At 46.3% G+C, this 23,594-nt stretch carries 17 protein-coding genes; 10 read left to right on the forward strand and 7 right to left on the reverse strand.

The window, feature by feature from the left end; translation table 11 throughout:
* Nucleotides 1-292: 292 nt before the first annotated feature.
* From AACV12_RS01725 to envZ, 3 genes are all read left to right on the forward strand, one after another.
* Complete coding sequence (locus AACV12_RS01725; RefSeq protein WP_170901358.1) at nt 293-3,625, forward strand: cellulose-binding domain-containing protein; 3,333 nt, start codon at nt 293-295, stop codon at nt 3,623-3,625.
* A 374-nt stretch (nt 3,626-3,999) separates the two neighbouring features.
* On the forward strand, nt 4,000-4,719 hold the full coding sequence (gene ompR / locus AACV12_RS01730) for an osmolarity response regulator transcription factor OmpR (RefSeq protein WP_010319303.1): 720 nt from the start codon (nt 4,000-4,002) through the stop codon (nt 4,717-4,719).
* An 80-nt stretch (nt 4,720-4,799) separates the two neighbouring features.
* Nucleotides 4,800-6,104 carry a two-component system sensor histidine kinase EnvZ gene (gene envZ / locus AACV12_RS01735; RefSeq protein WP_013855410.1) on the forward strand — a complete coding sequence of 435 codons (1,305 nt, stop codon included), beginning with the start codon at nt 4,800-4,802 and terminating at the stop codon, nt 6,102-6,104.
* A 102-nt stretch (nt 6,105-6,206) separates the two neighbouring features.
* On the opposite strand, the gene AACV12_RS01740 is transcribed toward envZ, so the two are convergent.
* From AACV12_RS01740 to gmk, 5 genes are all read right to left on the reverse strand, one after another.
* Nucleotides 6,207-7,601 carry a uracil-xanthine permease family protein gene (locus AACV12_RS01740; RefSeq protein ID WP_047688004.1) on the reverse strand — a complete coding sequence of 465 codons (1,395 nt, stop codon included), beginning with the start codon at nt 7,599-7,601 and terminating at the stop codon, nt 6,207-6,209.
* Between the two features lie 218 nt (nt 7,602-7,819).
* Nucleotides 7,820-9,898: an ATP-dependent DNA helicase RecG gene (recG, locus tag AACV12_RS01745; protein WP_170901360.1), complete on the reverse strand. Its 2,079-nt coding sequence runs from the start codon at nt 9,896-9,898 to the stop codon at nt 7,820-7,822.
* A gap of 207 nt (nt 9,899-10,105) precedes the next feature.
* On the reverse strand, nt 10,106-12,226 hold the full coding sequence (gene spoT / locus AACV12_RS01750; protein ID WP_017045712.1) for a bifunctional GTP diphosphokinase/guanosine-3',5'-bis pyrophosphate 3'-pyrophosphohydrolase: 2,121 nt from the start codon (nt 12,224-12,226) through the stop codon (nt 10,106-10,108).
* A 39-nt stretch (nt 12,227-12,265) separates the two neighbouring features.
* Nucleotides 12,266-12,538, reverse strand: a complete 273-nt coding sequence (gene rpoZ, locus AACV12_RS01755) for a DNA-directed RNA polymerase subunit omega (protein WP_013855406.1) — start codon at nt 12,536-12,538, stop codon at nt 12,266-12,268.
* Between the two features lie 103 nt (nt 12,539-12,641).
* Nucleotides 12,642-13,265 carry a guanylate kinase gene (gene gmk / locus AACV12_RS01760; protein WP_017044367.1) on the reverse strand — a complete coding sequence of 208 codons (624 nt, stop codon included), beginning with the start codon at nt 13,263-13,265 and terminating at the stop codon, nt 12,642-12,644.
* 391 nt (nt 13,266-13,656) lie between these two features.
* On the opposite strand from gmk, the gene AACV12_RS01765 reads away from it, so the two are divergent.
* Nucleotides 13,657-14,331, forward strand: a complete 675-nt coding sequence (locus AACV12_RS01765) for a 7-cyano-7-deazaguanine/7-aminomethyl-7-deazaguanine transporter (protein WP_026028324.1) — start codon at nt 13,657-13,659, stop codon at nt 14,329-14,331.
* A 105-nt stretch (nt 14,332-14,436) separates the two neighbouring features.
* Here AACV12_RS01765 and gppA read toward each other — a convergent pair whose 3' ends face one another.
* Nucleotides 14,437-15,930: a guanosine-5'-triphosphate,3'-diphosphate diphosphatase gene (gppA, locus tag AACV12_RS01770; protein ID WP_017045714.1), complete on the reverse strand. Its 1,494-nt coding sequence runs from the start codon at nt 15,928-15,930 to the stop codon at nt 14,437-14,439.
* Nucleotides 15,931-15,937: 7 nt separating this feature from the next.
* A complete protein-coding gene (gene rhlB / locus AACV12_RS01775; protein WP_170901368.1) occupies nt 15,938-17,248 on the reverse strand; it encodes an ATP-dependent RNA helicase RhlB in 1,311 nt (436 codons plus the stop codon).
* Between the two features lie 111 nt (nt 17,249-17,359).
* Here rhlB and trxA point away from each other — a divergent pair, with 111 nt between their 5' ends.
* From trxA to fre, 6 genes are all read left to right on the forward strand, one after another.
* Entirely contained in the window at nt 17,360-17,686 is a 327-nt protein-coding gene (gene trxA / locus AACV12_RS01780) for a thioredoxin TrxA (RefSeq protein ID WP_010319293.1), read from the forward strand.
* A gap of 199 nt (nt 17,687-17,885) precedes the next feature.
* The gene (rho, locus tag AACV12_RS01785; protein ID WP_010319292.1) at nt 17,886-19,145 is read left to right on the forward strand and encodes a transcription termination factor Rho; all 1,260 of its coding nucleotides are present in this window, start codon (nt 17,886-17,888) and stop codon (nt 19,143-19,145) included.
* A gap of 108 nt (nt 19,146-19,253) precedes the next feature.
* Nucleotides 19,254-20,249 carry a hypothetical protein gene (locus AACV12_RS01790; RefSeq protein ID WP_170901362.1) on the forward strand — a complete coding sequence of 332 codons (996 nt, stop codon included), beginning with the start codon at nt 19,254-19,256 and terminating at the stop codon, nt 20,247-20,249.
* Between the two features lie 77 nt (nt 20,250-20,326).
* Nucleotides 20,327-22,183: a 4-hydroxy-3-polyprenylbenzoate decarboxylase gene (ubiD, locus tag AACV12_RS01795; protein ID WP_170901364.1), complete on the forward strand. Its 1,857-nt coding sequence runs from the start codon at nt 20,327-20,329 to the stop codon at nt 22,181-22,183.
* A complete protein-coding gene (locus tag AACV12_RS01800; RefSeq protein ID WP_013855397.1) occupies nt 22,180-22,449 on the forward strand; it encodes a 2Fe-2S iron-sulfur cluster-binding protein in 270 nt (89 codons plus the stop codon). Before ubiD ends, AACV12_RS01800 begins: the two co-directional genes overlap by 4 nt.
* A gap of 14 nt (nt 22,450-22,463) precedes the next feature.
* Nucleotides 22,464-23,171, forward strand: coding sequence for an NAD(P)H-flavin reductase (gene fre / locus AACV12_RS01805; protein ID WP_170901366.1), 708 nt, complete (start codon nt 22,464-22,466; stop codon nt 23,169-23,171).
* The last annotated feature ends 423 nt before the right edge of the window (nt 23,172-23,594 follow it).

Here is a 23,594-nt window from a genome sequence, read left to right on the forward strand (position 1 = left end):
GTTGGCGATATATGGTGAAGTTTGTTATTACTCACCATTATCTTCTTTGATTATCATTTTTAAGGTATTGATGCATTAGTGTTATGATAATAATGTAGTTATCCTTTGTATTTTAGTTACTGAATCTATTCATTATTATTATGCCCGGTGTTATTCAATTTTTTTCATTTCGAGTAATAAGTATCTCGTGCTAAATATAGGCATAAATCGAATGCCCTTATTGTGGTTGTGCCGTTGCCGTATCTGTTACGTGCGCCTTACTTAAATCATCTTTATCCCAAAGGATAAATAAATGAAAAAAATAAATAAAATAACTGCCGTTCTGGCAAGTGTGATGTTCAGCGGATATTTGTATGCTGCTGACAGCAATTCAATAGTTACTTTTATACCAGGTGAAACTAAGGTTCAGAATGGAGATCTGGTTTCTTATAATGGAGAATGTTTTATTGCCAAAAATAATCCTGGTGTGTGGGAAACTCCCAATGCTAGCTCTTGGTTTTGGGATAGTGCTGCCTGTTCAGGAGAACCAGAACCTGAACCAGAACCTGAACCAGAACCTGATTTAGGCGATATCATTCCTTTTATTCCGGGTGAAACTCAAGTTGAAAATGGTCAAGTTGTTTCTTATAACGATCAGTGCTTTATTGCAGAAAATAGCCCTGGTGTATGGGAAACTCCGAATGAGGACTCTTGGTTTTGGCAGGTGACTGAGTGTTCTGATCAGCCAGCCATCCCTGACGAAACCGAATTATCGATTCTTACCCCTGTATCAGGCCAACTGGTAACGGCGGGTGACGAGACGGCCATTCAAGTTAGTATTGAAGGCGAATTAGCCGCAAAAGTGGAATTTTGGGTGAACAGTCAGAACCTAGGTCTGCAAAACATCGATCAAAGTCAAACAAACTACTCTCAGAGTTGGACACCCGATGCTGCTGGTAGTGCGACGATTAAGGTGTTGGTGCTTGATAAAAGTAATCAGGTCATTAAACAGCAATCGGTGTCTGTTACAATCGAAGCCAATGTGACAGAAGATTTTACAGCTCCAGCGGTGAGTTTCATCACCCCCGTAAACGGGGCGATGGTTCAGCCTACCGAGAAGGTTTCGGTTTCTGTTCGTGCAACAGACGTGGATAATGACTTATCCACGCTGGTTGTGCAGGCTAATGGCCAACCCATTTGTACTTTTAATGCCGACGAGGCCAATGAGGTGGATAGTTTTGATTGTGATTGGTCGCCAATTCAAGCTGGTGACGTCACTTTAAATGCGATCGCCACCGATGCTCAGAATCTTTTTTCTAGCGCGAGTGTTCGTCTTACGGTTGCAGAGGATCCAGTTGATCCGCCTGTCACTCCACCAGATGAACTCTGTGCGGAGTTTAATGTTTATCCAAATTGGACAAGCGGTGATCATGCCAATCAGGGCGACATTATGGTGCATAACAATATTGCTTATTCTGCAGCGCATTGGACACAAACCTTGCCAGGTAGCGACGGCTCATGGTCTTTGCATCTTAATTGTGATGGTTCAGAGCCTGGTACTGCGCCACTGCTTTCACTACCAAACCCAATGGATCCTGTGCGTTTAGAAGTGGCAGGCTGGCCAAATACGTTTGTGGTTGCCAGCCCATCAACTAATGCACCGAAGACACTGATAATTGAAGCGAGCAATCGTGAGGAATTAGCGGATGTTGAGCAATTAACGCAAGCGTTTGTCTCTATCATCAATCAAGCTGAGCAGGCAGACACAGCATCAATCATCATCACCAGCGATGTGTTGGACCTTGCAACACAAGATCAAGGCGAGTTCTTTGGCTCCGTTGCGGTTAAAGAAGCCCTCACGAGTGCGGTCAATTCCACTGGAACGGACAACCGAATCGATATGGATGCGATTCAAGCCTTGAGCGATGATGTCAAAGGTTGGGCTCAAGCTCACCATCTTATTCTCTCAACATTAGCACCAAACGCCCCTTTTGGCTGGACTCTTAGCATTGGTGATTTTGCCTACGATAGTCATTCAGGTCGACAGTCAGTTTGGGATAGTGCATCAGGCGATACAGCAGAATTACTCGATAAGTTTGAGCTGTACAACGCTGAAGTGGCGACGAAAGCAGACTTTGTTGCGTTTACTAAATCCAGCGTAACAGAGGCCTTATCAGCTCAGCAGTGGCACAATGCGTTAGAGTACGTGAAGCAGGTGACAGACTACATTAAGACGCCAGCAATGTTGACGAACATGCCAACAGAGCAAACAGCTAACTACTTCATGGGCCAAGGTGAAAGTAAACCTCAACTGCGGAAAGCGGCATTTAGTAACGTGTTTGCACTGCAATTTGATAAAGACAGTGAAGCGCTAACGGCAAAAATTGAGCGTTACCAAGAGGCGAAGGTACCCCTGTACTACGTTGGTGAAGAGCTAGAAAACGGTTCTTTGACTCGTATCGAAGCATTGAACCAACAGTTAGCTGACGCTGAAAATGCGATGGATAACGAAGCGTTCCTATATGAAACGCCAAGTAATGGTTGGGTGCCATCAACGGTGTACAAATGGAATGACTTCCTAGACGGTCTGAATGCGATGCACAACATTGGCGTTGCAGGCAACAAGTTCTGGTTGATGGATGAGAATGTTGATGATGCAACCAACATCACATACGCCAAAGTCGCGATTGCCGCATTCCTTGCACAAAGTATGCAGGAAACTATCCGTTATAACGCCTGTGACGAAAATAATTGGTCTGAAACCAAATATGGTGCGCCTGCAGACTATCCCATGTCGGCCAGTTGTGGCCAGCTTGGTCAGAAATACGCAGACTACGGTGTCAACCCAGCATCGGGCTTAGACCATGCGTATTCCTGCCCGCGTGATAATAAAATGGAAATGAGTGCGCTAACACATGCGAAATGGTACGGTGCACCAGCGCCAGTTTTTGCCGCCCCTGATGCGGTACTAGAAGAGCGCGGTCTCTTGGTCAACGGGGCGGTAGGACGTTGGACTAACAACGGCCACTGTAACGATGTTCCAGAAAACGTAGATACGTCTAAGCAAGTTTGGGAGCGTGACGAGTGTAAGACTTACGTTGGTCAAAAAGCAGGTAAGTTCATTTGGGACGGCAGCAGCCAAGAAAGCGTAGAGGGCTGTGGCTGGTGGGGGCGCGGTGTTATCCAAACCACCGGGCGTCAAAACTTTGGTACGCTCAACCACTACTTAGGTCGTTCACATGTTGACCCTGAAACGATTGGCCAAACCATTGATGGTATAACCGTTGAAGCGCCGCCCGAAAATCCACTATATGCTGAAATGGATTTTTGCTCCAACCCCGGTCTGATTTGTAGCTCTGAAGAGAACAAAGAAATTAAATGGATTGCTGGTTTGTTCTACTGGGTAACCTCAGTGCAGGCGTATTCGAATGAAGGTGGGCAATACGCAGATTGGAATTACTACAACGAGCTGAAAAAGTACGTTGAGAGTGGTCTAAAAGGGTCAGCGTTTATTGATGACGTGTCAGGTATTGTTAACCGTGGTTGCCCAGATTCAACCTGCTCTACGGGCGAGGTACATAACTTGGCGGAGCGTAGAGCGAACTTTAAGTTAGTATTAGAAAAGTTGGGTCTTAATCCACAATAACTATTGTAGCCTCAATGGTGACAAATATCGGAGGTTTTTAATCTCCGTAGATAAACTAAAACTGCCCCAGAATGATTTCTGGGGCTTCATTATATTTAAGAGCGGTTCAGTGCGTAAGCCTCTAACTCATCCATTGAAGCGCGTGCGAAATGTAGTAACTCACTCACTCCCCTTCGTTACACCATCGACTCAACTTATGATACCAACGTTGTGACAAAGGGCATGGCCGCGTTTTCTGTTATCGATTAGATTGTTAGTGATCGACTAAGAAAGTAATAAAGCGTAACAATTCTTTAGCTCACGGTAGGGGAATCAGTGCTACATTTTGCCAAAGCCAGTTTACTGGTAAGGTTAGATCATCGGTGGACGAATAAATGCAAGAAAACTATAAAATTTTAGTGGTGGATGATGATGCGCGTTTACGTGCATTGCTTGAGCGTTACTTGTCAGAGCAAGGTTTTCTGGTGCGTAGTGTCGCCAATAGCGAACAGATGGATCGCCTGCTCACTCGTGAAAACTTCCACTTAATGGTGCTGGATTTGATGTTGCCGGGTGAAGATGGTTTGTCTATTTGCCGCCGCTTGCGTAACGCCAATAATATGTTGCCGATTTTAATGCTGACCGCCAAAGGCGACGAAGTGGATCGTATTGTTGGCTTGGAGGTGGGTGCGGATGATTACCTGCCCAAACCGTTTAACCCGCGTGAACTACTGGCGCGAATCAAAGCCGTGCTACGCCGCCAAGTGATTGAAGCCCCCGGCGCGCCAAGTGCTGAAGAATCGGTGGTTGAATTTGGTGAGTTTCGCCTGAATTTAGGTACCCGCGAAATGTTCCGTGGCGATGAGCCGATGCCGCTCACTTCCGGTGAATTTGCCGTATTGAAGACCTTAGTCACCAATGCGCGTGAGCCGATGTCGCGCGATAAGTTGATGAATATGGCAAGAGGGCGTGAATACTCCGCAATGGAGCGCTCGATTGATGTGCAAATCTCGCGTTTACGTCGCATGCTTGAAGTGGATCCAAGCAAACCACGCTACATACAAACGGTGTGGGGCTTAGGTTACGTCTTCGTTCCAGATGGTAAAGAGTCTTAAATTTCAATCAGCTCCTGTCGGTTAACCCACAGGAGCTTTTTTGTCGCCTTTTTGATAGTACGTTCATAGCGGGTTTTCCTATGCGCATTCGCAGTTCCTTTACTCAATCGATTTTGCTCTTCTTTTCATTGCTGATCGCCAGCCAAGTGTATTCTTATTACGCCGTATTTAACTATGCTTTGATGCCCAGTTTGCAGCAGTTCAATAAGATTTTGGGCCATGAGATCAACCTAATGCTGGACGATGCGGCGAACAATACATCGAAGCTGGGAATGGACGCCTTACAGCGCCGCCGAGTGTTAGAACAGTTGGGCGTCACCATTCATAGTGAAGAGAGTGAGATGGCCCAAGAGTATCACGATGCCATCAGCATTGATTTGATGAGCGAGGAGATGAGCAATGAGCTCGGCTCGCCGACCGATGTGCGGATGATTTTGGGTAAAGAGAGTTATATTTTATGGATGAAAGTGGACTCTTTTCCGGGGTCATTAATACGCATCCCTCTTTCTGAGCTACAAAAAGAGGATTTTGCGCCACTATTTCACAATAGTTTGGTGATGGCGTTACTGATCGTCTTAGGGGGATGGCTGTTTATTCGTCTACAAAATCGTCCCTTAATTGCCTTAGAAAAAGCCGCCAAAGCCGTTGGCCGAGGTGAGAACCCGCCACCATTGCCGCTCAAAGGCGCTTCTGAAATTCGCGCGGTGACGTTGGCGTTTAATCAAATGTCGAAAGGGATCCAAGCGCTTGAAGAGGATCGCTCATTATTGATGGCGGGGATCAGCCACGACTTACGTACGCCGCTAACTCGTATTCGCTTAGCCACGGAAATGATGTCTCCAGAAGAGAGTTATCTCGCCGAAGGGATCATCAGTGATACGGAAGAGTGTAACGAGATCATCAGTCAGTTTATGGACTACCTTAAACCGGTCAATAAACAGACCTTTACCGCCGTTGATCTCAATGAGATCGCCAATGATGTCGCCACTGCCGAAGGGGGCTACGAGATCAAAATCGATGTCGCGCTGCATTTACCAATGCAGCCAGCCTTTGGCAATGCGATCGCCATTAAACGCGCGGTGAGCAACTTAGTGGTGAACGCCATTCGTTATGGCAATGGTTGGGTTAAGGTGAGCACGGGCAGTACCGCAGATAACAAAATGGCTTGGGTTTGTGTGGAGGATAATGGCCCGGGTATTGATCCTAGCCAAGTGAGTAAAGTGTTTGAACCTTTTACGCGTGGTGATACCGCGCGCGGCAGTGAAGGCACAGGGCTTGGTTTGGCGATAGTGAAACGGATTGTTAGCCAGCATCATGGCAGCGTTGTGGTGAGTAACCGCAGTGAAGGTGGACTCAAAGCGCAACTGAGCTTCCCGACCAAATAGGGCTTATTCACTAAATAACACAATGGGCTCAGTTGAGCCCATTGTGTTTGCGGTTGATACCCTTTCGGCTGCTGACCGAAGTTTTTGGACACATCCATGCAATCAGTTGGTTTTGAGCTCTTCGAGTTCTTCTTCTTCGCGTGGCAATTTTTCTGGCAGTAGCAAGTTGAGCAAAATGGCGGTGATACCGCCAGCCGCTACGCCGGATGAAAAAATGCTCTTAATGAACTCAGGCATAAATTGCAGAATCTCTGGCTTTTGCGCAATGCCTAACCCCATCGAAAACGACAGTGCCATGATTAAAATCGCGCGGCGGTCGAGATCCACACGGGAAATAATACGCACACCCGCGGCTGCAATGGTGCCGAACATGACGATGGTTGCACCGCCAAGTACCGGTTCAGGAATCAATTGTACAAAGCTTGCCACGCCTGGGAACAGGCCGAGCAACACCAGCATGGCGGAAATAAAGTAACCCACATAACGGCTGGCAACCCCGGTGAGCATAATTACGCCATTGTTTTGGCTAAAGGTCGAGTTGGGAAAACTGTTAAAGACCGCCGCCAGCGCAGAGTTCAAACCATCAGCCAGCACACCACCTTTAATACGCTTCATGTAAATCGGCCCTTTGACAGGCTCGCCCGACACTTCAGAAGTGGCGGTGATATCACCAATCGCTTCCAATGCGGTGATCAAGAAAATCAGTACCAGAGGAATAAAGAGTGACCAATCAAAACCCAAACCAAACTGCATAGGTATTGGTAGTGCAATCAGGGCAGTTTCACTCAGTGAATCAGTGTTCACCATCCCCATCAAGTAAGCCATGATATAACCGACGAACATCGCAATCACAATCGATGCTACGCGAATGTATGGGTTACTTGAGCGGTTGAGCAACACGATAAGCCCAAGCACGGTTCCCGCCAATGCCAGTTTGTCTAAGCTGCCAAAAGTGCCATCGCTGAGCGCAGCATAGCCGCCACCCATAGAAACTAAACCAACTTGTACCAGTGTTAAGCCTATCAGGGTGACCACAATGCCCGACACCAGCGGCGTGATCACGCGGCGCGCGTATTGCAGCACTCGTGATAATAGGATTTCAGCAAAAGAAGCGACTAAAATGGTGCCAAAGATCGCCGCCATCATAGTGCTGATATCTGCACCACCCGCTTTTAATGACAAGCCTGCGCCAATAATTGGCCCAAGAAAGTTAAAACTGGTGCCTTGGATAGAAAGTAAACCGGAGCCAATCGGGCCAATGGTGCGGATCTGGATAAAGGAGGATAAGCCAGATGCAAACAGCGACATGCTGATGATGGTGTTAGTCTGTTCGGCAGAAACACCAAGTGTTTGGCAAATAATGAGCGAAGGGGTGATGACCGCAACAAACATGGCTAGCAAATGTTGTAAAGCGGCGAAAATGGTTTGGGGTAGCGGTGGCCTATCGTTGAGTTGATAAACCAAATCAGACTTACGCGAAGCGTTGTGGATAGTCATACTGTTTTCCTAATGGTGCGTTGTTGTCTTAGCGTTCGCTGAGTGGGAGCACTAAGTGGAGCAGACACGTCATCTGTGATTGCTGTTAATCAGAATCTGCTCGGACTGGATAAGTGAGTAGTTCACTAAAAAAATTGGCGAAATTATAGAGGGTTTACGCAAGAAAGCAAACGTTTGCTTTGCTGTGTAAGGGAGAGGGGAATACAGAACGAACAATCTTATGCTTTGGCGTAGATGTCCTTCTCTCCTAACCAGCGATCGATAATGGCGGTCGCGTGGCTTGGATAATGGTCGTGTAAGTAGCGAGCAATGCGCTGTACTTCAGGAATTAAACGTTGGTCACGGACTAAATCCGCAATTTTGAAATCCGCGAGGCCGGTCTGTTTGGTACCAAGCAGCTCACCCGGACCGCGAATTTCTAAGTCTCGTTGGGCAATCACAAAACCGTCATTGCTCTCACGCAGTACACCCAAGCGTTTTTGCGCGGTTTTCGATAGTGGTGCATGGTAAAGCAATACGCAATGACTGGCGACAGAGCCTCGCCCTACGCGGCCGCGTAATTGGTGCAACTGTGCTAAGCCCAAACGCTCAGGGTTTTCGATGATCATCAAGCTCGCATTCGGCACGTCAACGCCAACCTCAATCACCGTTGTGGCAACCAGCAAGTGCAGTTCATTGTTTTTAAAGGCTTGCATCACCGCTTGTTTTTCGCTCGGCTTCATTCGGCCATGCACCAAACCGATTTTGACATCGGGCAGAGTGCGTTGTAGTTCTTGCGCTGTGTCGGCGGCGGCTTGCGCTTCTAGCACCTCAGACTCATCAATCAAAGTACAGACCCAATAAGCCTGTTTTCCTTCACTCAAACAGGCATGACGTACGCGCTCGACGATATCATCACGCTTTGTATCTGGGATTGCGACAGTTTGAATGGGCGTTCGTCCCGGTGGCAGTTCATCAATAACGGAGGTTTCTAAATCAGCGTAAGCAGTCATCGCTAAAGTTCGTGGGATCGGCGTTGCGGTCATGATCAATTGGTGCGGATACGCGCCTTGCTTCGCCCCTTTCTCACGCAGTTCTAAACGCTGGTGGACGCCAAAGCGGTGTTGTTCATCAATGATGACGAGCGCAAGGTGATGAAATTCAACTTGTTCTTGGAAAAGAGCGTGAGTACCCACTATCATTTTTGCCTCACCGCTGGCAATGCGAGCCAGTTCTGTTTCTTTCGCTTTGCCTTTTAATTTACCCGCCAGCCAGCCGACTTGGATGCCCATTGCTTCAAACCAGTTGGCAAAGTTAATCGCGTGCTGCTCGGCCAGCAATTCCGTCGGTGCCATTAATGCTACTTGATAGCCATGTTCGATAGCATGTGCGGCGGCCAATGCTGCGACCAAGGTTTTCCCTGAGCCCACATCACCTTGTACTAAACGCATCATGGGGTGAGCTTGTGCCAGATCGACTTCGATCTCTGTCACAACACGTGTTTGTGCTTTAGTGGGAGAGAAAGGCAGTTGTGAAAGCAGTTGTTGTTTGAGTTTGCCAGACCCAGCCAGTGGCAATGCGATATCTTGCTGGCCTTGATGGCGTACAGCCAGCATGGAGAGGTTTTGTGCCAACAGCTCTTCCATAATTAAGCGAACCTGCGCCGGGTGTTTCCCTTCATCAAACAGTTGCAGGTTAATGCCCGGCGGCGGCCGGTGAATGATGTGCAGCGCTTCAGAGAGCGTAATTTGGTGATCATATAACCCGGCAGGTAGCAATTCTTGTACGGCGGCTTTGTCGAGTAAACTTAATGCTTGATCAGTGAGTGTGCGTAGCGTGAGTTGGCGCAGGCCATCGGTTGTTGGGTAAACGGGTGTTAAGTTAGCTTCGACATCTGGCTGTTGCTGAGGAGCATAAAATTTATAATCAGGATGAACAATTTCAAGGCCGAATCCACCACGCTTAATTTCACCGTAAGCGTGCACTAACTTACCTTCAGCAAAATTGTTTTTCATCCCAGCCGTAAAGTTAAAAAAACGCAGCGTAATGGTGCCGTTACCATCGCTTATTTTTACTGTGAGCATTTTGCGTTTGCCAAAAACCGTATCCACCGCCATGACTTTACCTTGCACAGCGGCCCAAAGCCCGGGATGCAATTTAGCGATAGGGTAGATCCGTGTTCGGTCTTCATAACGTAAAGGGAGATGGAACAGCAGATCTTGCACACTGATTAAGCCAACCTTTTCCAGTTTTTCAGCCACTTTAGCGCCCACGCCAGAGAGTGAGGTGAGAGGAATCGCGGACAGTAGCTGTGACATAACAGGGCTCATTAACAGTATCGTTATCTATTATTCAACCATCGAACTGTTTTTTTGTACAGCATAAAATCATGTAATGGTCGATAAGCGGCAGGCCATCGGCTAATTTGAATAGTGACGCCTAAAATGCAAGATGGAGGTAGGGTGTCGGAAAATAAAAAACCCCATGAGTGGTTAGCCGCAAGGGGTTTTATTTATTTGGATAGTTTAATTTTTCCGGCGTCGCACTTTCAGTGCATGAGGCATCACACGAATTTTTTTCATGATGTTTGCTAAGTGAATGCGATCTTTGGTGGTCAGCAGCACAGTGACAGTATACAAACGTCCATCACGCTCCTCGGTGGAGAGGCCATGAATGTTGGAACCTGTTTTCGAGATTACATTCGTCAGTTCCGCTAACGCACCTTGGTGGTTTTGCATGTCCACTTTCAGTTCGGTGATGAACTCTTGGTCGTAATCTTTAGACCACTCAACCGCCATGTAACGATCCGGCTCTTTTTGGTAGCCACGAACATTAGGGCAGGTTTCACGATGCACCACTAAACCACGACCCGGAGATACATGCGCAATGATGTGATCGTCTGGGATGGGGTGGCAGCAGTTAGCAAACGTGAGCAAAATACCTTCAGCGCCGCGGATCGGCAGTTTCTTTTTCGGTTTGCCATCATTGCTTTCCACTTCGGTCAGCTCATCAGCATCGCCAAGCAGACGACGCGCAATGACAATACTCATCAGTTCGCCTAAACCAATTGCGGCCAGCAGATCATCGACCGTGGCCATTTTAAGCTCACCAATCACATGCTTAATGTTCTCGTCACTGATGTCACTGAGTGAAAGATCACCCAGCGCGTGATTGAGCAAACGTCTACCAAGTGTGATCGATTCCTCACGGCGCATGGTTTTGAGCACTTGACGTATCTTAGTACGAGCGCGAGATGTGACCACATAGTTGAGCCAAGCGGCATTAGGGCGAGCCCCAGGTGCGCTGATGATTTCAATCGTTTGGCCGTTTTTCAGTGATTTACTTAACGGATAAGGGTTTCGATCAACACGAGCTCCAACACAGGTATTACCGACATCGGTGTGTACCGCGTAGGCAAAATCAACCGCAGTTGCCCCGACAGGCAGCTCAACGATGCGGCCTTTGGGGGTGAAGACGTAGATTTCATCAGGGAAAAGATCCGACTTAACGTTCTCAATAAACTCAAACGAGTTGCCAGCGCTTTGTTGTAGTTCAAGTAGGCTTTGCATCCAGCGCTGTGCTTTAATTTGCGCGGTGGTGCCAGTGCGTTCGCCATTACCTTTGTAAGACCAATGAGCAGCAACACCTTTGTCGGCCATCTGTTCCATGTCTTCAGTGCGGATCTGCACTTCAACTGGGACGCCGTGTGGGCCGACCATCGAGGTATGCAAAGATTGGTAGCCGTTCGCTTTGGGCACGGCGATGTAATCTTTCATGCGCCCCGGGCGAGGTTTGTACAAGCTATGAACTTGGCCTAATGCACGATAACAAGTATCTGCAGTGTCGACCACGACTCGAAAAGCGTAGATGTCCATAATGGTATGAAAGCGCTGCTCTTTGGTTTTCATCTTGTTATAGATGGAGAACAGGTTCTTTTCACGGCCGACCACGCGTGCTTTCAAACCGAAATCTTGCAAGCGGCCTTCAATTTCACTGTGGATGCGTTGGATCATCTCTTTGCGGTTACCGCGAGCGGATCTTACCACTTCTTTCAATACGCGATAACGATTTGGGTACAATGCTTCAAAGCCAAGCTCTTCTAGCTCAGTCTTGATGTTATGAATCCCTAAGCGGTGAGCAAGAGGCGCGTAAATCTCTAACGTTTCACGGGCAATACGACGCTTTTTATCCGGGCGCAATGCGCCAAGGGTACGCATATTGTGTGTGCGGTCAGCAAGTTTGATGAGAATAACGCGAATGTCTTGCACCATTGCCAGCACCATCTTACGAAAGTTCTCGGCTTGAGCTTCTTTACGATCACGAAATTTCAACTTGTCGAGTTTAGAAACCCCGTCTACCAATTCCGCCACGGCGTGACCAAATTGCGCTTCAAGATCGTCTTTAGTGACATCGCAATCTTCGATGACATCATGTAATAACGCTGCTTGTAGCGTTTCCAAATCAAGGCGCATATCAGCCAAAATTCGAGAAACCGCAACAGGGTGAATGATGTAAGGTTCGCCGCTAGAACGGGTTTGCCCTTCATGGGCTTCACGTGCGACCACATAAGATTGACGCAGAGCCTCAATTTGAGGCTCTGTTAGGTATTCTTGGACAACGTCTTTAAGGCTATCAAATAGATACAAATTATAGGCCCGGAAGGTTGTTGAATTTGAATGGCAGAATTAACGGTTGTGAGCGATGCTGCTTACGGCGGCCAATTCTGCGGCTTCTTGCTCTTTCTGCTCTTGGCGCTCACGAGCATCAAGCACATCTTTCGTGATAAGACCTTCTTCGATTTCGCGCAGAGCGATAACGGTTGGCTTATCGTTCTCTTCTGGCACCAATGAATCTTTACCGCCAGTTTGCATTTGACGAGCGCGGCGAGCCGCAATCAGAACTAGGTCGAAACGATTGCCCACTTTTTCAACAGCGTCTTGAACAGTTACGCGTGCCATGAGAACTCCAAATAGTTAACTAAAAATTTTTAAATGACGAGAAAGTATACAGTCTAATCTTTGTTTATACTAGCGATAGACTTTGCCTTGTTTGAGCGGGTGATTATTCCGCCAGTAGCGCGTTGAGCATGCTGTTATATTTAGCAGCTTGCTTGTCTTGCTTCAATCGTTCAGCACGTAAAATAGCTCTGAAATCCATTAATGCCACATCGAAATCATCATTTATGATGACATAGTCGTATTCGGTGTAATGCGAGATTTCAGCTTGAGCTTCATTCATACGTTTAGCAATGACGGCTTCACTGTCTTGACCACGAGCATTCAAGCGGCGTTCCAATTCTTCTTTTGAAGGAGGAAGGATAAACACACTTTTTGCATCCGGCATTTTGTCGCGTATTTGACGCGCGCCTTGCCAGTCAATATCAAGAAAAACGTCAATGCCTTTGTTAAGGTTATTTTCAATCCATACCTTAGAGGTGCCGTAGTAGTTGCCAAATACTTCAGCATGTTCGAGAAATTCACCTTTAGTAATCAACTCTTCAAACAGCTCTTTTTGTACAAAATGGTAATGAACACCATCTTGTTCGCCCGGGCGCATGCCGCGTGTGGTATGTGAAACAGAGACTTTCATCGCATAGGTTGGGTTGGTTTCCAACATCGCAGAGATCAAGCTTGATTTGCCTGCACCACTGGGTGCAGAGACGATATAAAGAGTACCTTTGCCCATCTGTTCTGTTCCACGTTAGGTTAGGATTGAATGCTGATATTTGCGTCTATCAGCATGTTAAAAGATAGCACTGACCCAGAGAGTTTCATCCTAGAAAATGAAAATAAGGCCAGAAAAAATGGAGGCGAAGAGTAGCACGTTCCCATGGATGTCTACAACAAAAAGGTCGGCCTTTAGCTGTGAAAGGGGAATTTTAAAACGGTGATATTTTCTTCAATGGGTAAACGTTTGCTCTTATTTCAAGGCTTGTCGAGGGGGTTTATTGCTGTATAATCGCCCGCCGCTGAGCTCGTGATTTGAATATGAACGCGTGTTAGGCCTACAAATTAATGCAAGACTAATTCTTCGATTTGGGTTCCCTCGCCCCCAAAACAAACTAAAAAGGTACACAATGAGTTACTTTACCCTTGCGCAGCAGCGCAAAGCTTTGGCACTTTTAGTGCTATTTCATTTGATCATTATCGCATCGAGCAATTATCTGGTTCAGTTGCCCTTTACTGTATTCGGTTTACATACCACTTGGGGCGCATTTACTTTCCCATTCATTTTTCTGGCAACGGATCTCACTGTACGCATTTTTGGTGCAGCGTTGGCTCGTAAAATCATTTTCTTAGTGATGTTACCGGCTTTGATTGTTTCTTATGCACTCTCGGTGCTATTTTTTGAAGGTCAATTCCAAGGGCTTGCTCAGCTTCATGAGTTTAATCTGTTTGTTGCTCGTATTGCTATTGCCAGTTTTATGGCGTATTTGCTAGGGCAAATTATGGATGTGCATGTGTTTAATCGTCTGCGCCAGATGAAGCAGTGGTGGGTTGCGCCAACATGTTCTACGTTATTTGGTAATGCATTAGACACGGTCGCTTTTTTTGCGATTGCTTTCTATCAAAGCCCCGATCCGTTCATGGCTGAACATTGGACCGAAATTGCTTTGGTTGATTATGGTTTTAAACTGGTGATCAGTTTAGGCCTGTTTGTGCCGATGTACGGTGTGCTGCTCAATTACTTGATCCGGAAGCTGACAGCGGTCAACCCTGATTTTCGAACCGTTGGGATCAATGCTCAGTAGTTGAAATGTTCAGTAGTGGAGTAGCAAGCCATTATACTAGGAAGAGAGAAAATCAAAGCCCGAGCAAGTGCTGCTCGGGCTTTTTTATGTGTCTGCATCTTATAACTATGATGGGTCGATAATGAGTGGCCAACCAATGTCGCTTTGACGGTTTGCTTCAATATCCAGCTCGGCGGTGGTGAGAGGATTGGCCGCTAACCATTTGGCGGATAACCGAAGAGTCAGTTGGTCACCTTGAGCTTGCAGTGTAAATTTAGGCTGTAGTGCCTCGTTACGACGATGGCTGAGCAATACGGCAAGGCGCAGTAAACGTAACACCCGCTTGGCGCTGTTGCCCGACAGAGCGTACTGCTCTGGCAATGAAGAGAGCTGCTCGCGATAACGACGAGCAATTTCGCCTAGAAAGTGTTTCTGTGCACGGGTATAGCCGGGTAAGTCGAGGTTTTGTAACAGGTAGGCGCTGTGTTCACCGCCTTTTTTTAAATCAATCGCTAACCCTATTTCATGCAATTGTGCAGCGGTAGTGAGCAGCATTTCAGCTTGCGGTTCCGCAATCCAATCTTCCCCCCCACACTGTTTGAGCAGCGATTGGGCAAGTTGAGCCACTTGCTTGGCGTAGTCAACATCAATTTGATATCGCACCTGAACGCTATTGATGGTACGCGTTCGAATGTCATCTTGGCGCAGCTCTTCGACCATTTCATACACTAAGCCTTCACGCAATGCGCCGCCAGCTAAAGTCATCGATTCAATCTCGAGCAGTTCAAAGATGGCAATTAAAATCGAGAGGCCACTTGGGAAAACTAACGCTCGCTCTAAAGTTAAGCCTTCAATATCAAGCTCTTCCAAGTGATCGGCGAGCATCGCTTGTTTTTGCAAGCGTTTTAGTTTGGTATGAGTGATCACCTCATCCATCCCTTGCGCTAACATAATTTCTTGCAACGCTTGTACTGTGCCACTGGCACCCACGCACACATCCCAACCTAACTGTGTGTACTGCTCAAGGATAGGCGCTAACGTCTGTTTTGCCGCATCGATCGCTCGATTAAAGTTAGCCGCGTTAAGCTGTCTGTCTTTAAAATGGCGCTCAAGCCAAGTGACGCAGCCCATTTTTAAACTGGTTAACGCTTTGGCATCGAACCCTTCACCAATGATGAGTTCAGTACTGGCCCCACCAATATCGACAACCAAGCGTCGTCCTAAGCCACCCGAAGTGTGAGCCACTCCTTTATAGATAGTGGCCGCCTCTTCTTCACCGGAAATAACCTGAATGGGGTGGCCGAGTATTTGGTTGGCTTGAGTTAAAAACAGCTCAACGTTGGTGGCTGTACGCAGTGTGGCAGTGCCAACAATACGGATATTGCTGGCGGGTATATCTTGTAGTCGTTCCGCAAATAAACTGAGGCAGTCCCATCCTCGCTGCATCGCTTCTTGGCTAAGAGCGTTGTTATCATCTAACCCGGCGGCCAAGCGTACTTTGCGCTTTATTTTGGCCATCGTTTGTACACTGCCATCAATATGACGCACGATGAGCATATGAAAACTGTTCGACCCAAGGTCGATGGCAGCGTAGAGCGGCGAGGAGACGGCTTTACTCATAAATGGATTACGAACCCTTATTACTTTGATGCGGTTGACGTGGGCGACGACTTTGTGGCTTACGGTTGCCAGTACGAGGGCCATTGTTATTAGTGCGGCGCTGCTGAGGATTACGAGAACGCAGACGAATTGGCGGTGGTAAGTCTTCAATCAACGCCGATACATCGTAATCAGAAACAGGAACTGCGTGCCCGGTGTACTCTTCAATCGCGGTTAGGTTAATGGCGTACTCTTCACAGGCAAAACTAATCGAGTGACCACTCTCTCCTGCGCGACCTGTACGACCAATGCGGTGCACGTAGTCTTCACAGTCATCAGGTAAGTCGTAGTTGAATACGTGTGTGACTTGAGGAATGTGTAAGCCTCGCGCTGCCACGTCGGTTGCAACAAGAATGTCGACATCACCGGTAGTAAATTGCTCAAGGATCTTTTCACGTTTCTTCTGCGGTACATCACCCGTTAGCAGGCCGACACGGTGCCCATCTGCAGCTAAATGACCCCAAATAGAGTCGCAGCGGTGTTTTGTGTTGGCAAAAATGATGGCGCGATCTGGCCAGTCTTGTTCTATCAGTGTCTGTAATAGCGCCATCTTATGTTCGTTAGACGGGTAGAACAGCTCTTCTTGGATGCGATGGCCAGTTTTTTGTTCTGGTTCAACAACCACGTGCTCAGGGTTATGCATGTGCTCGAACGCCAACTCTTGAACGCGATAAGAAAGCGTGGCTGAAAACAGCATGTTCAGGCGCTCTTTAGGTTCAGGCATACGGCGAAACAGAAAACGAATGTCCTTGATAAAACCAAGGTCAAACATGCGATCGGCTTCATCCAGCACTACAGCTTGAATATTATTCAAGTTAAACACGTGTTGTTTGTAGAAATCTATGATACGTCCTGTTGTACCGATCAATATGTCGACACCATCTTGCAGCTTAGACAACTGCTTATCGTAGCTTTCACCACCGTAAGCCAGCGCGGCTTTGATGCCAGTACTGGCAATCAGAGGTTCGGCGTCGTTATAAATTTGAATCGCTAACTCACGAGTCGGAGCCATAATAATGGCACGCGGCTGCGTCGGTTTTCGCCCTTCATGTTCAGGGGTTGTTAGTAAGTGGTTAAAAGTAGCAGCGAGAAACGCAAGCGTTTTACCAGTCCCTGTTTGGGCCTGGCCTGCAATGTCTTGGCCGGTGAGCAGTACCGGCAACGCCAAGGCTTGGATCGGGGTACAGTAATCGAACCCTTTTTTTTCCAATCCTTCAACAACTTGAGGATGTAATCCCAAATCGGCGAACTTTTGCTCTGTGATATGTGTCTTTTTCATCGCCATAGAATATCAGCTTAAGCTTGCAATACGAAAGTAAATACATTCCAATAGAGCATCTATTTACTGGTTAGCTTATAATCAGTGCAGAAAAACATATTGGAGTGGAAGATGAGCGATAAGATTTTGCAGCTTACAGATGATGGTTTTGAGAACGATGTAATCAAAGCTGCAGGCCCTGTTCTTGTTGATTTTTGGGCAGAATGGTGTGGTCCTTGTAAGATGATTGCACCAATTTTGGATGAAATCGCTAGCGAGTACGAAGGCAAACTGACTATCGGTAAATTAAATATCGACCACAACGCAGGTACTCCACCTAAGTTTGGTATTCGTGGCATCCCAACCTTGCTGCTGTTCAAAAATGGCAACGTCGCTGCAACGAAAGTTGGTGCGTTATCAAAAACTCAATTGAAAGAGTTTTTGGACGCAAACCTATAACAGGTATCGCAAAGCCGTACATTTTCTGATGCACGGCTTTGTTTTTTTGAAAAGAAACAAACTCTAGACTAGGCTATTATTTAGTGCTAGTTTATCGCACGTTAATTAGACAAGTGTTCACTTCTTGGTCGATCCTGAGACCAAAATCCATCTTAACTAGAAAATAGATCCTATTTTGACTAAACAAGTATCCACCACAATGAATCTAACAGAATTGAAGAACAGACCTGTGTCTGATCTTGTGAAACTTGGTGAGAGCCTAGGCCTCGAAAACCTAGCGCGTCTAAGAAAACAAGACATCATCTTCTCCATCCTAAAAGCGCACGCAAAAAGTGGTGAAGATATATTTGGTGATGGGGTCTTGGAAATTCTTCAAGACGGTTTTGGTTTCTTACGTAGCGCCGACTGTTCATATTTAGCTGGCCCTGATGATATCTACGTATCACCAAGCCAAATTCGCCGTTTCAACTTACGCACCGGTGACTCAGTATCCGGCAAAATTCGCCCACCAAAAGAAGGCGAACGTTATTTCGCATTGTTAAAAGTTAACACCGTTAACCACGACAAACCGGATAATGCACGTAACAAGATTTTATTTGAGAACTTAACTCCACTGCATGCCAATGAACGTATGATCATGGAGCGTGGTAATGGCTCGACAGAAGACATTACGGCACGAGTTCTAGACCTTGCCTCTCCGATTGGTAAAGGCCAGCGTGGTTTGATTGTTGCTCCGCCAAAAGCGGGCAAAACCATGTTGCTACAAAATATCGCGCAAAGTATTGCTAACAACCATCCTGATTGCGTGTTGATGGTGCTACTGATTGACGAACGTCCTGAAGAAGTAACGGAAATGCAACGCCTTGTGAAAGGCGAAGTGGTTGCTTCTACGTTCGATGAGCCAGCTTCGCGTCACGTACAAGTGGCAGAAATGGTGATCGAAAAAGCAAAACGTTTGGTTGAGCATAAGAAAGATGTCGTTATCCTGCTTGATTCCATCACACGTTTAGCTCGTGCTTACAACACAGTGATCCCGTCATCTGGCAAAGTGTTGACTGGTGGTGTGGATGCCAACGCATTGCAACGTCCTAAGCGCTTTTTTGGTGCGGCTCGTAATGTAGAAGAAGGCGGTAGTTTAACGATTATTGCGACGGCACTGGTTGATACTGGCTCTAAAATGGATGAAGTTATCTACGAAGAGTTTAAAGGTACAGGTAACATGGAATTGCACCTTAACCGTAAAATTGCGGAAAAACGTGTCTTCCCTGCTATCGATTTCAACCGCAGCGGTACTCGTCGTGAAGAGTTGCTTACTAAGCCTGATGAGTTACAAAAAATGTGGATTTTGCGTAAGATCGTTCACCCAATGAGTGAAAGTGACGCAATGGAATTCTTAATTGATAAGCTCGCGATGACGAAAACTAATGATGAGTTTTTTGATGCGATGCGCCGTCAATAATAGACGCTAAGTTTAGTATGACCAACGCCACCGTTTATCGGTGGCGTTTTTGTTTGCATTTGACCCATTAACCTTCCACAATAGGCCAAATGTTACAAGGAGGTTAAAATGCAACAAGGAATGTTGTCGTCGCTTCTCCTCTCGCTATTTTTATTTTGTGCGTGGCCAAGTGCTGCCTCTATAGAAATAACGTCTGATACAGCTCAGAAATGGCTTCAGGAAGAACAAATTCGCCATAAAAGTGCAGAGTTATTGCAGTACGCGGTACATGATGAATTTGATTCTTTGCGTTTTTCATTACAACGTTTAGCGCTATTACCGCAAGAAGCCGCACGTTTTCTGTTGCTGCAAAAAATCGAGCAGTTGGATCTCGCCCTAACGCCGAATATGGTGATATTCATTGAAGAGCAGCAAGCGCTTGCACCCACTTATCAAGTTGTCGAAAAAGAACAAGGCTATGAATTCTCAACCCCAGCTTTTGACTCTTCTGCGATAGCCAGCCGTTTATTAAAGCGTTGGCGGCAGGAACAAACCATTCTCGATTTCTTGGTGAAGGCGGAGCGCCAAGAGCTAGTACTGAAAACATGGTTGTCAGGGACTCAATATCAAGTAAAAATTCGCGAAACGTTACTGATCCGCGAGTTAGATACACTATCCCCAAGTGCTTTAGCTGCGCTCACTGAGCAACTGACATCAGAGCCAGTGACCGGATGGTTGCCTTCCACACAAGTGATGGTTCGATTAGCTCAAGTTAGTGAAGATCCTAAAATCTATAAACTCCTGTGGCTGATGCGGGTCGATTTCTCCATTCAGCAGGAACTCACACGATTAGCCAGCGTAAGCGATGAATTTGCGCTAAAACAGATCATGGCCGCCAGTGAAAATCCAAGTTTAAAAGTACAAGCGATTAAGGCATTAGTTCGCATCAGCCCCATGCGTTCTGATATCCGCGACTTTCTGATAGCCAAAATGTCAATCAATGAAGAGGTCAATTTAGTGGCCACTGCTTTGGTCGAGCAAGGACACAGCCGCTGGCTAAAGGATTTACTGGTGAGTAATTCTCAGGTGAAAAGTCGTGGTATTTTGCAAGCCCTCTCTCAATAACCCTATGAAATTTGGGGATCGTTAATGGGTTGTTTTTGTTATACTGCCTGCAGTTTAATCAGCGATGTAGTAGGCCTATGAGCTTTAAGGATTTACGTGAATTTGTTGACCATCTGGAAAAAACAGGCCAACTAAAACGCATTACTTGCCCGATTGACCCTCATTATGAAATGACGGAAATTAGCGACCGCACTTTGCGTGCCGCAGGTCCTGCCTTGCTATTTGAAAACCCGATCGGTTATACGGTTCCGGTGCTCACTAACTTGTTTGGCACCGCAAAACGCGTCGCGATCGGCATGGGGCGTAAAGATGTCCAAGAGTTAAGGGAAGTCGGCAAATTACTGGCTTATCTCAAAGAGCCTGAGCCACCACAGGGCTTCAAAGATGCTATCGATAAATTGCCTTTATTTAAGCAAGTGCTCAACATGCCAACCAAACGACTACGCAAGGCTCCTTGCCAGGAGATTGTTTGGCAGGGCAACGATGTTGACTTAGACAAAATCCCAGTGATGAGTTGTTGGGCCGATGATGTGGCACCCCTTCTAACTTGGGGGCTGACCATCACTAAAGGGCCAAACAAGAAGCGACAAAATCTCGGGATTTATCGCCAACAGAAACTCAGTAAAAACAAAGTCATCATGCGTTGGCTGGCGCATCGTGGTGGTGCTCTAGATTTAAGAGATTGGATGGACACTCACCCCGGAGAGAATTTCCCCGTTTCAGTGGCTTTTGGTGCTGATCCTGCAACCATTCTAGGCGCGGTGACACCAGTGCCAGATACGCTTTCTGAATATGCTTTTGCGGGATTGCTACGAGGCAGTAAAACAGAAGTGGTTAAATCGCTCAGTAATGATCTAGATGTGCCTGCTAGTGCGGAAATTGTGCTGGAAGGCTACATAGATCCAAACGAATATGCTGACGAAGGGCCTTATGGTGATCACACGGGTTACTATAATGAAGTTGAAAAGCATCGTGTCTTTACGGTTACGCATATCACAATGCGCAGCAATCCTATCTACCATAGCACTTATACCGGACGCCCACCTGATGAACCAGCTGTGCTTGGTGTTGCGTTAAATGAAGTGTTTGTACCTATACTCCAAAAACAGTTCCCTGAAATCGTCGATTTCTATTTACCGCCGGAAGGTTGTTCTTATCGAATGGCGGTGGTGACGATGAAAAAGCAATACCCTGGTCATGCAAAGCGAGTCATGATGGGAGTTTGGTCGTTCCTTCGCCAGTTTATGTACACTAAATATGTGGTGGTGTGCGATGAATTAGTCGATGCTCGTGATTGGAATTCAGTTATCAATGCAATGACAACACATATGGACCCAGTCCGAGACACTTTATTCATCGAACATACACCGATTGATTCACTTGATTTTGCCTCTCCAGTGGTGGGGCTAGGCTCCAAAATGGGCTTAGATGCTACCATTAAATGGGATGTCGAGAGTGACGGTACAAGACAACAGTCATCACCATCAACGGCTCCTCAGATCAAAGCTGAGCATTTGGATCAGCTTAGAGCACAGCATTCTGAGATTGTTGATATCTATTTAGTGCCATTTTCTAATGATGGTTTCTTGATGGTATCCATGAACAAAGCGTTCGCTGGTCAATCTCAAGAGCTGTTAAAAAAGATATGGGCATTTTTAGAGACATTTTCAAACCTGAAGTTTGTTGTGCTCTGTGATGATGATGTGAATATCCGAGATTGGAATGATGTGATTTGGGCGATAACCACGCGTATGGATCCGTCTCGAGATACTGATCGTATAGAAGCTAATGAAGGGCAATGTTCCAAGCTCCTGCTGGATGCAACCAACAAACTCTCTGGTGAAGTTCAGCGAGAGTGGGGGACGCCAATCCAAAAAGATCACGAGGTCGTCACCAAAATAGACTCGCTCTGGGATGAGCTAGGTATTTTATGACTTATACGGTGATCTTGCTGCCGAAAGGCGATACTTTTGAAGTGCAAGACGGTACAACGGTGTTGGAAGCTGCGCTCAACAAGAACATCTCTTTTCCACACCGTTGTCAAATAGGTGCATGCGCTATGTGTATGTGCAGAAAATTAGAAGGTGTAGTGGAATATAACTTAGAACCGATGTTGACTGACGAAGAGCAGCGACAAGGTTGGATATTCCCTTGCCAAGCCTTTGCAACAAGTAACTTAGTACTTACTTTTGCAGAGTAAGTCAGAGGAAAAACATGACCACCCAATGTAAAGTAAAGTCAATTGAGCCATTAGCCTCTAATACTTATAAAATCATCCTCCAACCTGAAAGCGTTCTTGCATTTAAAGCTGGGCAATATCTCATGGTAGAAATGGGTGAGAAAGATAAACGTCCATTTTCTATCGCAAGCAGCCCTTGCCGTACTGGTGAACTAGAGTTGCACATTGGTGCCGCCGAGCACAATGCTTATGCACAGGAAGTGGTTGAGAAAATGAGAACGGCATTAAGCAACAAGGGTTTAGTCAATATAGATGCACCTCATGGTGATGCGTGGGTAAAAGAAAATGAGCGCCCTCTACTACTCATTGCTGGAGGAACAGGTTTTAGCTACGTACGCTCGATTTTAGATCACTGTATTAGCCAAAAGAAAAGTAACGCTATCTATTTGTACTGGGGAGCAAAAGACGTTTACCAACTCTATGCAAAAACAGAACTGAGTGAGATTGCTCAGCAATTTGAGAACATCCACTTTGTACCTGTTGTTGAAACGGCTGATGAAGGTTGGAATGGCAAGATTGGCAATGTACTCCAAGCGATCAATGATGATTTCGAGTCGTTAGAAGCGTACGACATTTATATTGCAGGTCGTTTTGATATGGCTGGAGCAGCAAGAGAACAGTTTACCCAATACAAAAATGCAAAAAGCGATCACATGTTTGCTGATGCCTACGCTTTTATTTAAGATCGAGAGAGATTAAAGCCTATCAAAAGAGAGCGAAATGCTCTCTTTTGATGCTTTGTGGCTGCTATTTAAACAAAATAGATGTTTTTCTTATTTTTTATTAAAAACCGCTTGCACTCATCTTCGTTCTCCCTATAATGCCGCCTCACTGACACGGCACAGCCAGTAAGGGTTCAAGCCCAATTAGCCAGCCAATCAGTAGGTCAAATCAGTAAGACGAAATAATTTAATAAAGTGTTTGACACTTTTCATTATCTCGCTAGAATGGCCGCCTCTTCAAAGGAAGCCTCGGCAAGCCAGCGAAGAACGCTCTTTAACAATATAAACCTATCAATCTGTGTGGGCACTCGTTGATGATAATCAAAAAAGATTTATCAATGAACTGAGTGACCAATCAGAATCAAGTTTACTTGATTTTGGCAC

It is taken from the genome of Vibrio sp. 2-2(8), from assembly GCF_963888495.1.
GTDB lineage: Bacteria > Pseudomonadota > Gammaproteobacteria > Enterobacterales > Vibrionaceae > Vibrio > Vibrio anguillarum.